General features: G+C 53.8%; 11 protein-coding genes and 1 tRNA gene. 1 reads left to right on the plus strand and 11 read right to left on the minus strand.

Translation table 11 applies throughout. The features are described from left to right. Positions 1-77: 77 nt before the first annotated feature. The 4 genes from FNT36_RS03980 to gap form a co-directional block, all read right to left on the minus strand. Positions 78-416, minus strand: coding sequence for a translation initiation factor (locus tag FNT36_RS03980; RefSeq protein WP_144844581.1), 339 nt, complete (start codon positions 414-416; stop codon positions 78-80). A gap of 9 nt (positions 417-425) precedes the next feature. Then, positions 426-1,214 (minus strand): DUF3050 domain-containing protein, encoded by a 789-nt coding sequence (locus FNT36_RS03985; RefSeq protein ID WP_144844583.1) that lies wholly within the window; start codon positions 1,212-1,214, stop codon positions 426-428. A gap of 140 nt (positions 1,215-1,354) precedes the next feature. Continuing rightward, positions 1,355-2,230, minus strand: coding sequence for a diacylglycerol/lipid kinase family protein (locus FNT36_RS03990; RefSeq protein WP_144844585.1), 876 nt, complete (start codon positions 2,228-2,230; stop codon positions 1,355-1,357). A 144-nt stretch (positions 2,231-2,374) separates the two neighbouring features. Further along, the gene (gap, locus tag FNT36_RS03995; protein ID WP_144844587.1) at positions 2,375-3,382 is read right to left on the minus strand and encodes a type I glyceraldehyde-3-phosphate dehydrogenase; all 1,008 of its coding nucleotides are present in this window, start codon (positions 3,380-3,382) and stop codon (positions 2,375-2,377) included. 251 nt (positions 3,383-3,633) lie between these two features. Between gap and FNT36_RS04000 the strand changes: the two genes are divergently transcribed. Then, positions 3,634-3,705 (plus strand) — tRNA-Glu (locus tag FNT36_RS04000). A gap of 94 nt (positions 3,706-3,799) precedes the next feature. On the opposite strand, the gene FNT36_RS04005 is transcribed toward FNT36_RS04000, so the two are convergent. From FNT36_RS04005 to FNT36_RS04045, 7 genes are all read right to left on the minus strand, one after another. Continuing rightward, the gene (locus FNT36_RS04005; protein ID WP_144844589.1) at positions 3,800-4,345 is read right to left on the minus strand and encodes a hypothetical protein; all 546 of its coding nucleotides are present in this window, start codon (positions 4,343-4,345) and stop codon (positions 3,800-3,802) included. A gap of 413 nt (positions 4,346-4,758) precedes the next feature. Beyond that, complete coding sequence (locus FNT36_RS04010; RefSeq protein ID WP_144844591.1) at positions 4,759-6,036, minus strand: dihydroorotase; 1,278 nt, start codon at positions 6,034-6,036, stop codon at positions 4,759-4,761. 65 nt (positions 6,037-6,101) lie between these two features. Further along, on the minus strand, positions 6,102-7,082 hold the full coding sequence (locus FNT36_RS04015) for an aspartate carbamoyltransferase catalytic subunit (protein ID WP_144844593.1): 981 nt from the start codon (positions 7,080-7,082) through the stop codon (positions 6,102-6,104). Positions 7,083-8,188: 1,106 nt separating this feature from the next. Continuing rightward, complete coding sequence (locus FNT36_RS04020; protein ID WP_144844595.1) at positions 8,189-8,599, minus strand: hypothetical protein; 411 nt, start codon at positions 8,597-8,599, stop codon at positions 8,189-8,191. An 814-nt stretch (positions 8,600-9,413) separates the two neighbouring features. Then, complete coding sequence (locus FNT36_RS04035) at positions 9,414-9,788, minus strand: RDD family protein (RefSeq protein WP_144844598.1); 375 nt, start codon at positions 9,786-9,788, stop codon at positions 9,414-9,416. A 1,100-nt stretch (positions 9,789-10,888) separates the two neighbouring features. Beyond that, a complete protein-coding gene (locus tag FNT36_RS04040) occupies positions 10,889-14,152 on the minus strand; it encodes a glycoside hydrolase family 2 TIM barrel-domain containing protein (protein WP_233635666.1) in 3,264 nt (1,087 codons plus the stop codon). A gap of 139 nt (positions 14,153-14,291) precedes the next feature. Beyond that, positions 14,292-15,983: a RagB/SusD family nutrient uptake outer membrane protein gene (locus FNT36_RS04045; protein ID WP_233635667.1), complete on the minus strand. Its 1,692-nt coding sequence runs from the start codon at positions 15,981-15,983 to the stop codon at positions 14,292-14,294. Positions 15,984-15,992: the final 9 nt, after the last annotated feature.

Genomic DNA, 15,992 nt, shown 5'->3' on the forward strand with positions numbered 1-15,992 from the left:
AGTTGATGCCGCACAATGCTCCGCTTGGGAGTTGTTGTGCGGCATCAACCATTAGTAGCTACTAGCTAAGCGCTAACTTATCCGCCTATCTGCTTCGCTTTGTAGCCTTCCTTCAACAGCACTTCCAGCACTTTAGCGCGGAAGTCACCTTGGACTACTATCTCGCTGTCTTTAGCGCTACCGCCCACACCGCACTTGGTTTTGAGCAGTTTCCCGAGGGTCTGTAAATCTTCATCACGGCCCACGAAGCCGGTAACGAGCGTCACCTGCTTGCCGCCACGCTGCTTTTTATCGAGCTGCACGCGCAGCTGCTGTTGCTGAGGCGGTAGCGTGGTCGCTTCGGTATCGCCACTGGTTTGGTACGAAAAATCGGGGTTGGTAGAGTACACCACGCCCTGGCGCTGGTCTTTTTTCATAACCGAAAATTACGCAGTGGCCGGCTCTTGAGTTAGCGCCGCCTGAATGCCATCCCAAAGCAAAACGCGAGCAGCCATGCCTTGCTGGGCTACTTCGGCGGCCTGCTGCCAGCGGGCTGGGTCGGCGCCGCAGAGGTCGCGCACCATTTGCTGAGCTAGTGGGGCGTGGGTTTCCTCATCAAGCTCGATATGGCGGTTGAGGTAATAAATGAATGTGTCGAGCTGGCCAGGGAAGCGCCGCCCTAGGTCGGTCACTAGGTGCCGAAACATATCGGGGATAACATCTTCGCGCCCAAACGTGAAAGCCGCCGCTACGGCGTGCGGCTGCCCAGCCGCAATCACGGCAAAGGTCTGCTTCACAAACTCCTGTACGGCCGCTGGGGCCTGAGCTGCGGCTAGGGCGGCGGGTACGCTGGCCCCCTCCCCTAGGGCGGCGAGCAGGCGCTCGGCGGGCGCGGTATCGGCCCCGCACTCGCGCATGGCGCGTAAATACAGCTCGAAGTGGCTAGTAGGTCGGCCTTCGGGGTCAACGTCGGTTTCTTCCTCTAGCACTATCTCGTTGATGAGGCGGCGCGTGGCGGGGTTGCCGGTGGGCACCCACGGCAGCGTGGTGCAGGTAAGGTCGCGCTGCAAAGCCTTGAGCAGCGACATAAAATCCCACACTGCAAACACGTGGTATTCCATAAACACCCGCAGGTCGTCGAGCGAGCGGATGCTGTAGTACAGCGAGTGGTCGACCAGCTGCTGCCGCGCTGGCTGCAATTCTACTTGCAAGTCCTTAATAAAATCCTGAGCCATTTTCGTTTATTTTAATTCGCTACGTTGAGTACTACCTGCCTAACAGCCAAACACGGTAGATAGCTTACGCACTACCTAAGAGCTGCCAGTACGCAGCAGCTTACGACGAGCAGCGGCCAGCGGATTGCCGTGTTTACTCACTACACGGCCACTTCGAGGGCTAGGGGTAGCAAATCAAACTCAAAATCGGTGCCGTGGCCTAGGTAGTCGCCATCGGCGTGGCAGCCAATAGGGGTAGCAGCCCGCACCGTGGTGTGGCTGGTGCGGCTATAAGCCGCGCCGCCGGTGCGCGGCAGCGTGCCTAGGGCCATGCCCAGCACCACCTGCACGGCCCGCCAAGGAGGCAGCGCATCCATGAGGCACATATCAAGCAGGCCATCTTGCAGGTTGGCATCGGGCGCGATGTAAGCGTTGTTGCCGTACTGCGAGGCGTTGGCAAAGGCCAACACGTAGCAATTGGTTTCGAGGGTCACGCCGTTAGTTTCAACCACCACGGGCACCGATTCAAACGTTCGATACTCACTTAGTGTCACGCGCATATAGGTACTCAGCCCCCGCGAGCCAGCCTGAGCAAACTGTTGGCTCACGCGCGCATCGAACCCCAGCCCGGCCGTGCAAAAAAACGGCCGACCATTGACCCGCCCTACATCCATGCGGCTGAAGGCAGGCTCGCGCAAGCGGCGCAGGGCTCGCCCTAGGTTTAGGGGCACCTTGAGGTGGCGGGCTAGGCCATTACCCGAGCCGCGCGGCACGATACCCATGGCCGTATGCTCTTGGTGTAGCAGCCCCTGCCCTACCTCATTCACAGTGCCATCTCCTCCCACGGCCACCACTACTCGGCAGCCTGCCCGCGCGGCAGCTTGTGCTAGCTCAGTGGCATGGCCGGGGCCTTCGGTGGGGCGCAGCACGTAGTCTCCCCGACTTTCAGTGCCAAAATACCGAGCTAGCAGCTCCGGAAACTCGGCCCGGCGGCCGGTGCCCGCCGTCGGATTAAAAATAAAACAAGTACGCGGCATACCTTCTGGCGTCGCCCGCCAGGCGACTGTTCAATCAAGACAATAAAAAAGGCCCGCCTAGCAGGCAGGCCTTTTTCTAATAAGTAGGAGCTTGTATCAGTTGTTAAGGTCATTCCTCAACAACCAATCCTTCGCAACTAACTACTAACCATTCATTTTCTCGCCTAGCTTCTGGATGAGGTCAGCAGTACGGGTCGAGTAGCCAAACTCGTTGTCGTACCAGCCTACTACTTTCACCAGCGTGCCATTGGTCGAGGTGAGCTGCGAATCGAAGATGCACGAATGAGCATTGCCTACGATGTCGATGCTTACCAGCGGGTCGGTGCTGTATTCCAAGATGCCTTTCAGGGGACCTTCAGCTGCCTTTTTGATGGCTTCGTTGATTTGCTCCTTCGTGGCTTCGGTCTTCAGAATAACGGTCAGGTCGGTAGTCGAACCGTCCGGAATGGGCACGCGCATGGCGATACCATCAAGTTTGCCTTTCAGCTCGGGCAGTACTAGGCCTACGGCCTTAGCGGCACCGGTGCTGGTCGGGATGATGCTATAGGCTGCAGCGCGGGCGCGACGCAGGTCTTTGTGCGGTGCATCCTGCAGGTTTTGGTCCGAGGTATAGGCGTGCACCGTCGTGATGTAGCCCTTCTCGATACCGAAGGCATCATTCAATACCTTGGCCATTGGGGCCAGGCAGTTGGTAGTGCAGCTAGCGTTCGAGATGATGGTCTCGTCGCCGGTCAGGGTGTCTTCGTTTACACCTAGTACTACGGTTGGGATGTTGCCGGTAGCCGGAGCCGAAATCACAACTTTCTTAGCGCCTGCGGTGATGTGCTGACCTGCGCCAGCCTCGTCTACGAAGCGGCCAGTCGACTCTAGCACTACATCTACGCCCATGTCTTTCCAGGGTAGCAGCTTGGGGTCGCGCTCGGCGAGGGCCGCAATGCGCTGGCCGTTTACGGTGAGGCTATCGTCGTCGTAGCTCACGGTGCCGTCGAAGCGGCCGTGCACCGAGTCGTACTTGAGCAGGTGAGCCAGGGTTTTATTATCCGTGAGGTCGTTGATAGCCACAATCTCCACGTTGTCGCGCCCGAGGAGCGACTTGAAGGTGAGGCGGCCAATGCGACCGAAGCCGTTGATGGCGACTTTAATTTTTGCCATGGTATTGGGAAAAATGGAAGTAGGCTGGGCCGTCTTGGCGGCACCAGTGAAATGTGGGGCGAAGGTACGCGTTGAGGTCGTTTTACCGAATATGCATCCTAGTGTCTCCTGCTCGCTTTAACAAATACACTACGCCCACAGTTTTTTTTCAACTGAAAATCAGCGCCGTTTTAAATCTTCGGTATCTTTATCAGGCTCAACATTTGGTTTGAAACTAAATCGTCGTACCTTTGCACCACCAAAACAAAAACGGTCCGTTCGTCTAGGGGTTAGGACAGTAGATTTTCATTCTACCAACAGGGGTTCGATTCCCCTACGGACTACTAAAAACCCGCTCTACAGCAAGTAGAGCGGGTTTTTTTGTTATTGGAGCATAGCCGAGGGCAAAAGAAAAGCTTAGGGCGGGTAGCGGTTGCCCTACCTTACTTCAAACTCGTAGCTAAAGTCTTGCGCGGGGCTTGCCTGCGAAATGCCGGGCGTTGTTGGCGTACTATACTCAGTCCACGTGAAGATTGGCGCAAAGTGGGTCTGGTAATGGCCGACTGGTAGGTAGCTGGTGGCAGCATGGCGGCAAAACTGGGACGTTGTCGGATAGGTTGCCTCTTCGACCCACGGAATGGAGAAGGTGTACGTTTGCCCAGCGAGCAAGGGAGTTCCGCCCTGGTAGGTGCAAAAAATATATTCGTAAGGTTTGCCAAACGACACTCCCACCCGATTAGAAATACTCAGAAAGGTAGCCGGGTCGAAGACGGGATTGGGCAGAAAGATGGCGTGGTCGGAGTTGTTGTGCACTTGGAAACGCAACACCATGTTTTGGCCCTGCGCAAATACAGTTGCGGGTTGCCCTTGCCCATTCAGTACTTGCAGCGAGCCCGTTACCGTCGGGGCTGGGGCAGCATCGTTTTTATGGCAGCTAAATACTGTACTGCCTAATGCAATAGCTAAGAGGGGTAAGTATTTCATCTGCGAATGAAAAGAGGACGGTACCTAGTGATTACTAAGAGCCCTAGGTAGCGCCTATGGTTGCGTGGCAGGGCACCAAACAACTTGCTTCAGCCAACCGATAGCAAAAGCACGAAGCCACTTTCCAAAGTCGCCTTTAGAAAATGGCTTCGTACTTTATTCGTCTACTATCGTGTTTCCGCTTGAAAGCAAGGCAACTCCGACCTAGGTCTTGAGGCGCTGCGACCGGAAGCCTCTTGCAGAGAGTTTCACCGGTGGGCTTGCTCAACCAAGCGAAAAGTACCGAAATCGATGGTAAGGAATGCTGGTTGCATCCGCAAACCTTTCTCTCTCAATGGACCATCCTAGCACTCATCGTGAGCCTTGTTGATGGGGCTGCCTGAAAACAGTCTAGGTCTCGGCGCTAGGAGCAGTTAGCGTTCCAGCAAGATTTCCGAGTCTAAAAGCACTAGGTCTACCCGACCTTTCAACGTTTGGTCGATGAAGGGTGTGTTCTGGGATTTAGATTTCATAAAGTCCCGTGTGAAGGTAGTTTCCGCCTCGGTATCGAACAGAACGCAGTTGGCTGGCTGGCCGATTTCGATGCTGGGTACTGGCAGGCCCATCAGGCGCCGGGGCTCGGCCGAGTAACGCTTCACTACCAAGTCCCACCCAAACTTGCCGGGCTCGACGAAGAAGTGGTGGAGCGAGACCAGAGCCGTATCCAGGCCGGTGATGCCGTTGGGAGCGCTGATAAAGTCCTGGGCTTTCTCGAAGGGCGTGTGCGGCGCGTGGTCGGTTGCAATGAGGTCAAACACGCCTTCGATGAGTCCTTCGAGCAGCGCATCACAATCGGCTTGCGTGCGTAGCGGCGGGTTCATCTTATAGTTGGTGTCGTAGTCGCCAATGTGCTCATCGGTGAATAGTAGGTGGTGCGGAGCCACTTCGGCCGTCACTTTTACATCGCCGCGCGATTTCCACCAGCGGATAGTTTCCATACCGAGCTTGCTCGATACGTGCTGGATGTGCACGTGCGCGCCCGCCGCCCGGGCCAACCGGATGTCGCGGTCGATGATGATTTCCTCGGCGCACGCCGGTGAGCCCTTGATACCTAGGCGATAGCTCATCACGCCTTCATTGAGGGCGCGCGGCCCGGCCAGTTCCGGCACCTCGCAGTGGCTGGCAAAGAACATCCCAAACTCGGTGGCGTATTGCATGGCCCGCAGCAGCACCGCCGGGTCGCCGGTAGTATCGCCATCGTCGGTGAGCATTTTCACCCCTAGCTCGCGCATGCCCTCGATTTCTGCCAGTTCCTTGCCTTCGCGGTTTTTAGTGACGCAACCGGAGGTGTACACCGGAATACGAGACCGGTCTATGGCATTCTCCAGCACGGTAGCCACGGAGGTAGCGGAATCAAGGGCCGGGCGCGTGTTGGGCATCATCACCACCCCGGTAACGCCGCCATTGATGGCCGCCTCGCTACCCGTGGTAATGGTTTCCTTGTTTTCAAAGCCGGGAGCCCGGAAATGGACGTGGGCATCAAACATGCCGGGCATAAGTACCCGGCCGCGTGCATCGATGACCCGCGCACCCTCGGGAATAGCTAGTTTGGTGCCGATGTCCTGAATTTTTCCTTCGACAATTAGGACATCGCTCTCAAGCAGCACGGGTGAATTTTCGGAAGCGATGCGGGCGTTTTGAAGGAGAAGCATGAAATAATAAGTACTGTAAACCGCAAGGGTTATGGGAGATATAAATAAATGGCGGAGTTAGGTACCTAGGGCATCGTTATCGCTGAGCCAGCACGCGGTCGCGCGGCATAAGCTTCCTGCTTTGGAAATTCTCCGCCCGGCGTGAGCCAATCGAGCACGGCCATGCGAATGGAGATGCCGTTTTCGACTTGGTTGGTGATAAGGCTGCGCTCATAATCCATGACGGCGTCGCACAGCTCAACCCCCCGGTTCACGGGGCCGGGGTGCATGATGTAGAGGCCGCGGTCGCGGATTTCTGCCAGCCGGGTATTGGTGATGCCGTAAACCCGGTGGTATTCGCGCACGCTAGGGAAAAACTGCACATCTTGGCGCTCCATCTGCACGCGGAGCAGATACACCACATCGGGCGTCCAAGCCATAGCTGCTTCATAGTCGGTAAAGCGGCGGATACTTTCCGGAATATACTTGGGTACCAGCGAGCCCGGCCCGAGGTAAGCAACCTCGACACCTAGCTTTTGCAGCAGAGTACTAGTAGAGCGCGCCACGCGGGAGTGGAGGATATCGCCGATGATGAGGACTTTTTTGCCCCTAGGGTCGGGAAATTTCTCTTTGATGGTGAAGGCGTCGAGCAGGGCCTGAGTGGGGTGCTCGTGCGCCCCGTCGCCGGCATTAATGACCGACGCTGTGGTTTGGCGAGCAATCATACCAGGCAGGCCAGAGTGGCTATGGCGAACAACGATGTAGTCGGTGCGCATGGCCTGGAGCGTCTCGATTGTCTCACGCACCGATTCGCCCTTGGTGATGGAGGAATGGGCAACGTCGAAATTTGTCACTTCCGCCGAGAGGCGTTTGGCCGCAACTTCGAAGGAAGAGTGTGTCCGGGTGCTGGCCTCATAAAACAGCATGAGCACGGACTTGCCTTCGAGGGCCGGAATTTTCTTCACCGAGTGGGTGAACAGTTTTTTAAAGGACGTGGATTGGTCGAGCAAAAACTCGATTTCCTCACGGTGGAGGGAGGCGATGTCGAGCAGGTCTTTACGTGCCATACCGATAGTTGAGGAAAAATGGGGTTGTCTAGCTAAAAACGGATAATGTGGGTTCTTATCTGCCACTATCCATAGCAGGGAAACCGGCTAGTGGCGTGGTTGCCGCGCTGGCAGCAGTCTATAGCTGGGGAGAGGCGGCCAGCAGCTACAGTAGTTATTAAGGTTTGAGACCGAGCAGCATATCACGGCCTCAATGGACATAAAAAAACCGTTTCGGAATCCGAAACGGTAGCGGGGCAATACTCAGAAAATAGAACGGAAACGCCAAAGGCAAAATCGGAAAAACCAATGGTAGCGAAGACCTTCCGGTCTACTCGCGGCTCCTTGCTGAACAGGATTACGCGCTTCGTTAACAAGTTTTTTGGATGAAGCATTATGCAAAGCTACGGCATTGTTACGTATCCTTTGAGAATGCCAGTCAAAATTTCCGGAGAGGCGACTATATGTATTGCGGACAAATAATAAACAGAGAAGATGTTCTCAAGTCACTAAGGTTACCTATTCTATGGTAGTTAGGTTGGTAAGCGAGTCCTACGGTCGCGCAGTTTATTTTTAGGCCTATTACCACTGCACTGGCTAGCAGTAACGAGGCCCTGCCATCGATAGGAATAGCATCTTGATTGGCGGTTGGACTGGGAGCAGACCCACCCGCAGTAAGCGCCTAGGTTAAAACTCGGGTAGCGCAAGCAGCCTATAGATTAGTGCATCACTTCGAATGGTCAGGTTGCTGTTGGTGAAGGTCACCAGCTAGCTCACACGCACGCCGCCGTTGTTCAGAGTAAGACAGGCGGCGTTATTCATGTCAAACTGCGCACCTAGAGTTTGTATCTAACCTGGAGGGTTTAAAAGAATCGTCTAAGATTCTTTATCATATGGCTCACAGCAATGGAATCAACTTAAAAAGAAAAGTCCCGACCAGTGGTCGAGACTTTTCTTTTTAAAGAAGTGTGGGCGTAGGACATCTGGCCATCGCTCCAATGCGTCAGTTGCGCAGGCACTACGCTTATTCCCTGCGTATCTACCGTCGCCTAGTCATACTCAAAAATTCAGCGGCTAGACATCGCTAGTCTAACTACCGGGGCAACGGGCTAGCGGCCATCTCGCGGTTACTTTTTGGCGACAATGACGTCGCTTCCGTCCGTGATGGTGAGCGTATTGCCCACAACAGTGCCTAATTTCTGCCCATTCTCAAATAATTCGTAACCTGTGCTGGCGGCCTTGACCTGCACAAGGCCACTGTCACTCGTATCCGACATTCCCGTGACCTTGAGCGTAACGGTCATGTTCGTCTCGTCCTGCTTGCCAGTAACTACTGACACGTTGATGGTCCCCGATATAGCAACGCCATTGGCAGCGAAGGGGAGAGCTATCGTTGTGCCATTAGAGGTAATGGCTGTCATAGTATAAAGCCCCGCAATAGCCTCGGCTGGTATTTTAGGCACAGGGTCATCTGTTTTGTCTTTGCTACAGCTTGCCAGCAGTAGTAGACTGAAAATGAAGCAGAATAGATGTTTCATTTACTTTCGAAGTAAGCTAGACTATAGCTCTCGCTTATTATTTACCTCAATTAGACTATATTAAAGAACTGTTTATCAAATAACAAACGCTTACTTTATAGTAGAAGAGGGTGTACTTTCGCTCGCAGCAACAGACTGATTAGTAGGATGTGGCCGATAGATAGCTCCCGTGGCAAAATCAACTCCGACCCCAAGCAATCCTACTAATAGAATATCTGCGATTAGAGCTCCAACACGCACTTCTCGTTGTGGCTGCCCTGGCAATGGCCTCGTTTTTTGATAATCAGTTATTTGCCCACCAAAAACAGTGGCGCAGCTAGAAAGCGAGCTAGCAATGAGACCGCACGCAATCAATTGACGAAATCTGTACATGAGAAAAGTAAAAAATGGGTAATAAGATGGTCAAGAAAATGATGGAAAAAATCAATTTTAAAAGACATAAAAAAACCGTGACGCTCAACTAAGTAGCAAGTCACGGCTTTTTTTATTGGTAGGTTGTAAGCCCTATTTACCCTGCGGTTTATAGATAGCTCCAGTAGCAAAATCTACGATAGTGCCAGGCCAAAACAGAAGAATATCTGCCACAAGAGCCCCCACGCGCACATCACGCTGCGGTTGGCCTGGAGCAGGCTTTGTTTTTTGGTACGTACTAACGGGGCCACCAAAGACAGTAGCGCAGCTGCTCATCGAGATAAGCGAGGTAGCTACTAACCCAAGGGTGATGATTTGTCGAAGTTTTGACATGAGATATAAAAAGAAACGGTTGGTGAAAAAAGTAATAGGCGCAGACGAATACCGATTATATTATTTGTTATTAGAAATTCAAGTAAACGACTTTAGTACCGGAAAACCGGTCGTGCCAGGCTAGGGCTCGACGACTGAATACTAAACTCAACGGTTCTAAGGGAAGAAAGCGCAATACAGTGCGGAGTAGCAGCTTGCTTTGAGTAGGGGTATCGTCACTTGTCGTAACAATATGTGTGCTTGTAAAAAGCTTGCCCAAGGTGCGTTTAAAAAGTAGCTCAGCTAAAATGTAATAGCTAAACATGACACCTAATATTATAAAGCGATAATTGTTAACGGCAATAAGCCCAGCAGGTAGCACACGCAATACTGCAAGAAATAGAAATAATACACAGCCACTATCAATAGCGAAATTGGCTAATCGACGCCACTTAGATGCTTCCATAAAGTATTAGGAGTTAATAAATAATAAGTATTGAGCGTCTTTGGAAGAAATAAAATACTTTGTTGAATCTACTTTTAAACTGGGCTATATTAAATGCTCATTTCCTCACTATACTATTACAGTATATCACTTAATTTTTGTCTAAGAAAAAAGCTGCTAATTTGCTTTTTCACTTATAAGCATGTATTCTTTCCAATTAAGAAATTGCACAAGCGGTAACTAACACAACTTACTTTAAAGCATCTATATAAATACTTTATAAGTATGTCAGACAATGAACTATAGGATTAATAAAATTGCACAATTTCTGTAATAGATAAAATTAAATAAGTTTTATATGTATTATATTCCATCAATGTTAATTTATAGTTAATTATAATATAAATCGTAATAAAGCTCTGTATTGAACATAATAATACAATACCAAAGCTTATGACACGTGCTGCAAAGGTATATTCACCAATTATGTAAATGCAAACTAAATTGCACTTTTACAAACTATTATAGATAATATTCAGTTAATCAGCAAGTTATTCTTAAATACAACTATCTCTTAGCACGTTGGATGTAGGTTGACAAATCATTTAAGGAACACTTTGTAGCAAATCAAATTATCTATAACAAACTATTTATCAGCCCAATAATACGTTTTCTGATTTGTTATCAGTATAAAAGCTCAACTAAAACTCTCGCTTGCTTTAATCACTTAAGGACGGAATCTATAATGATAAATAATCGGACGCGGTAACGCGTGCAATAATGTCGAACGAAGCCACCCAGGTTGCGTCGGCGTTTTCACAGCTAAGCTACTTTTGCAATGCTATAACTATCAAAGCTTTACTATAAAAAATTGCACCTAGCATCTCGATGCTAGGTGCAATTTTTTATAGTCCTAAAAGAGCTAAGGCCGCCCCTTATACAGCTTAGCAAAGCGCAGTGAACGACAGCGTTAGTACTTTCTTATAGCTCATCTCATTGCGACCTATTAACCCTCAGTTTCTATGAGGAATTTATAGGTAATAAAGGGATGCGTGAAAAGCCGTAAATAGGCTGGCTCAATGGCACGCGCAGAACTCGTAGAAGAGTACAAGAGACCTAGGTTAATTTTTTAAGAGGGCGCCCACGCTGCCGCGGGTGGCGGCCGGCGCTTTCTTAGAAAGCTGAATCTGGTAGCTAAAGGCCGTTGGCTTGGCGTACACCTTATAGGGCTCTAAGGGCCGGGGGCCGCAGCCATTGGAGCCTACCCCTAGGGTTTTATGGCTGAGGCAGAGGACGGTGCCCTTGCTGGCGGGTAGGTCTATCTTATACTCCACCGGGTCCATCTCTTCGTCGGTGTAAGGCAGAGCCGATACTTGTAGCAAGGTGGTATCGGCGCGCACAGTTAATCCTATCCCTTTGGCAGAAGTTAGGTGGGCCCAGCGCACGTCTTCGTGGTTGCCGCACTCCATGGGCTTCTCGTAGGGTGTGAGCTGCTGGCTGACGCTGCTGGCGTAGTGTCCCACGTCGAAGCCACTCTTGCGGTCGGCGTAATTTTCCATCGGCCCCCGGCCTAGGTAGTCAAATTGGTCAAAGTCTTTGGCGAGCTGCATGCGCACGCCAATGCGGGCCAGCACTAGGTTGGGGTCGCTAAAGGTCACCTGGTTGGCCACGTTCAGGAGGCCGTCCGCAGTGATGGTGTACACGACCTGGTGGTGCACCACGAAGTTTTGCTTGCCGGTGCCCGTCAGCGTGGCCTTGATTTCTACCGTGCCGGGCGCCAGCTGCCGGCTGCTCACGTTGTCAGTGGTCCAGGTGAGGTTTTTCAGGCCGTTCTTCTCCCAGCCCTCGTAGGCCCACATGTCATCTATTTGGTGCGGGGCACGCCACAGGTGCAGCATCGGGCCGCCGCCTTCCTGGAGCAGGTGCTCGCCGCCCTTGTCGAGCTGCACAAATGTTCCCTTGGCCTTGCTGAAGTCACAAGTGAAATCTGAACCGATGACCTTGATGTTGTCTTTCGAGTCGGTGAGGGCCAGGCTGCCGGTGGGGGTCGGCACGGGGGTAGGCGGCACCGCCACCGGCAGTGCAAATTGCTGCGCGGCTACCTCGTAGCCTTTTGGGGCCCACCGCTGGCTGGCAGCCAGGGCAAACGACACCCGCAAGAAATATTCGGCACCGGGCTTGGCCTGCACGTGGTAAGGAATGGTGAGGTCCTTTTCCTTGCCCGGTGCAATGGGTCCCACAGCCAGCGCCCCGGTGGCTACCGTGGTGCCGTCTTCGCTCAGCTCCCACTTAGCCGTTAGGTCAGTCAGGTTCAAGAATTGGTAACGGTTTTTAATGGTCACCACGCCCTTTTTCGCGTCCTTCGGGCGGATGGTAATCCACTGATAGGCATGCTTCAGCTCGGGGTAATGAGGTTTGGGCGCGCGGTTTGAAAACACGACGCCTTTGTGGATGAAGTAGTGGTCGTTAGGGTACTCGCCAAAGCCGCCGCCGAAGGCCGTAATCGGGTGCTTGGGGTCGCGGTTGTTGTAGACACCTTGGTCTTGCCACTCCCAAATGGCACCACCTAAGAGTTGCGGGTACTTGTCAAACAGCTCATTGTAAAGGTCCACCGAGCCCATTGAGTTGAACATGGCGTGGGCATACTCGCACAAGTAAAAGGGCTTAGTGAGCGTGTTGTCGTTTGCAATTTTTTCGACTTCCGCTATGCCTGTGTACATGTGGCTGTCGATGTCAGCCGGGTTTTTCTCCGCAATACCAAAGCCTTCGTAGTGCGTGGGCCGGCCGGGGTCGATGGCCTTCACGGCGCTCAGGGCCGCCCGAAAGTTGGTGCCGCCGCTGCCGTTTTCATTGCCCAGCGACCAGGTAACCACCGACGGATGGTTCTTGAAATTCTCCACGTTCGCCACGTTGCGGTCGATGATGGCCGCCTTAAATGTGGGCTCCTCGTTGAACTGGTTCTGGCGCTCGTGGCACTCCACGTTGGCTTCGGCCACTAGGTAGATGCCGTATTCGTCGCAGAGCTCGTACCAGCGCGGGTCGTCGGAGTAGTGGCAGGTGCGCACGTGGTTGCAGTTGGCTTGCTTGATGAGCACGAGGTCCCGAATCATCTGGGCCTCCGTTACGGCGTGGCCATCGTCGGGCCAGTTCTCGTGCCGGTTCACGCCCTTCAGCTTGATTGGCACGCCATTGACCGTGAACAGGCGCCCCTTGAGGGCCAACTCGCGGAAGCCGGTGCGCGACGAAAGCGTTTCTACAGTCGAGGCGCCCGCTTGCAGCGTTAGTACAGTGGTATAGAGCCTAGGGGTTTCAGCCGTCCACTTCTGCGGATTGCGCACGTGAAAGCGTAGCATTACGGTCGTCTCCTGTCCTGGTTTCAGAGCGGGCACGGGCTGGCTGCCCACGGCCCCAGCTACTGCTGCGGTGCCGTCGTAAAGCGTGGCTTTCAGAGTGCGGGCTGGCACGGCGGCGGTGCCGTAGTTTTTCACCTTAGCCGTTACCAGCACGTCGGCATCGCGGAACTGCTGGTCTAGGTCGGTTTTGAGGAAGTAGTCGCGGATGTGCTCTTGGGGGGCGCTCCAGAGTGTGACGTTGCGAAAAATGCCGCTCAGGCGCCACATATCCTGGTTTTCGAGGTAGCTACCACTCGTAAAGCGGTACACCTCCACGGCTAGCGTGTTGCGGCCGGGCTGCACGTACTTAGTAAGGTCAAACTCGGCAGCGTTGCGGCTATTCACGCTGTAGCCCACCTTACGGCCATTCACCCAGATGAAAAAGCCGGCATCTACGCCATCGAAGGTGATGAAGGTGCGGCGGGCCTGCCAAGCGGCCGGAACGGTAAAGTCGCGGCGGTAGCTGCCGACCGGGTTGCGCTCCTTAAAATTGGTGTACTTCTCCGAGGGCGTACCCATTACCCTAGGAAAGTCGTTTTTGAAAATGTAGGTGTAGTTGCTGTAGTTCGGCGTGCCGTAGCCTAGCACCTGAAAGTTGGACGGCACTTTGATGTCCTTCCAGCCCGACACATCATACGAAGGCTTGTAAAAATTCACCGGGCGTTTTTGGGGCCAGTCCACCCACTTAAATTTCCATTGCCCGTTAAGGCTCCGGCTAAAGGACGACGCGTGGCGGTTCGCTTTCAGGGCTTCTGGCAGCGAGCCGTAGGGCATGAGCGTCGCGTGGCTAGCCTCTTTGTTGATACCTAGGCACTCGGGGTTTTCAATTTCCTTCGGCACCGCGGCCGTATCCGTCTTGGCTAGAAATTGGGCGTCGAGGGCTTGCTGGCTCCAGCCAAGCTCGGCGCTGAGAAGCAGCGAGGCCACTAGCAATAACTTAGACGTAAGCTTATTAACTATCATAGAGGTCACGCTACGCGTTGAAGAAGACATCTTATCTGATTGATTTTTCTGAGTCGGGACGGACCTAGGGCGGGCTTCTACCTAAGTGCAAGCTGCAATGCAAAAGCTTGCGGTAGTCCCACCCTAGGCCCGCCCCCTACCCTTTCGGGCCGCCGGCCTCGAATCTACTCTAATACCCAGCGTTTTGCACTAGTTTGGTATTCTTCGCAATATCCTCCTGCGGAATAGGCATCCAGTTCTGGAAATCGAAGAAGCGATTTTCAAACACCTTCACCTTAGCGTAAGTGAGCTTACCGGTAGCCTTGTCGGGGGTAATGAGCATCCCCATCGAGGGCGTGTTCAAGACGCCGGTGGAGCCGGCCGTGATTTTCCAGCGCCGGATGTCAAACCAGCGCTTGTCCTCAAAGGCCAGTTCTATGCGCCGCTCCCGGCGGATGTAGTCGCGTAGCTGGCTCTGGCTCATGCCCGCCGCAAGGTCGGGCAGGCCAGCGCGCTTCCGCAGCTGGTTGAGGGCGCTGTACACGCCGGCGCCGGGGCCGACCGCTTCGTTTTGCGCCTCGGCGTAGCTGAGCAGCACCTCCCCAAGGCGGAAAATGACGTAGTTCGCGCCGCTAGCGTTTAGCGCGCGGCTGGTTTGAGCCGGAATGCGCTCGTCTAGGGTCTTGCGGCCATAGTAGCCCGTATTGCTGATGTCGCTGGTTGAGTTCAAGTCAATCTGGTTGTTGCCCCCGATGCGCATCGTGAGAATGTCGCTTTGCCACGGCGCGCCATCGTAAAGGATGGACTGGTAGAAGCGCTTTTCGCGGTTCGCATATGGGTTCTGCGGGTCGTAGCCGGAGGCCGGGTCAGTGATAGGCAAGCCGTTGCTCATCAAGTAGTCATCGACCAAGCTCTGGGTAGGCTGGTAGTTGCCCCAGCCCTGCGTTACCCCGTTCACGTTTACCGGCCCGTAGGTACCCTCCTTCGAATGGCCCGCCGTTACGGCAATGTACTCCTTGTTGAAGATAACCTCTTGGTTGTCATTATTCTCCTGCAAAAAGAAAGTCCCTAGGTCCGGGAACAGCGAGTAGACATTCAAGTCCAGCACCTGCTTGTTGGTGGCGGCGGCGGCGGCCCACTTGGCCACGTCGTTGCTGGTATTGGCGAGCGGGCTGGCGGCAAACAGCTGCGCCCAGCCTTTCAGGGCCAGCGCCGCTCCCTTAGTGGCGCGGCCGTCGCCCTTGCGGGCGGCCGTTGTGGGCAGGCTAGCGGCCGCGGCATCGCAGTCGGCCACGATGAAAGCCAGCGTCTGGTCGATGGTGCTGCGCGCCACAAACAAGCCGTCGGGGTCAGTGGTAGCGTCGAGGGGCTTGTCGATGAGCGCCACGCCGCCGTAGCTGGTAAACAGGTACGTGTAGTAGAGCGCCCGCAGAAATTTCACTTCTCCTACGCGCTGCGTTTTCCAGCTAGCCGAGAAGTTGGTCGAGTACTTCTCGACGTTTTGCAAAAACAAGTTGCACTTCCTGATTCTGCTGTAGTTGTCTTCCCAACGCCACATGCTGCTGGGGCCGTTGGGCACGTTGGCCGGCGAAATGGCCCCGGCGCGCACCACTGATTGCCCCGTTTCCCAGCCTGCCCCGCAGAAGCTGTTGTCGGCATACTGCTCCAGGGTCTGGGTGGGGTCGTTGCTAGAGCTGGGGATATTGTTATAAATGTCGTTTACGATAAGGTCGGCGTTGGTTTCGTTGCTGTAGGCGCTGACTTCGGTTACCGCGCTCTTGGATTCTACGTTCAGGAAATCGTCGTTTTTGCAGCCGTTCAGCAGCAAGGCGGCCCCAAGCAGCAGGGCGGGGGCGCGCCGAAGGAGGGTGGGAGTTGGCATAAAACAGGA

This window comes from Hymenobacter setariae (assembly GCF_007713685.1).
In the GTDB taxonomy this organism is placed as follows: Bacteria; Bacteroidota; Bacteroidia; order Cytophagales; family Hymenobacteraceae; genus Hymenobacter; species Hymenobacter setariae.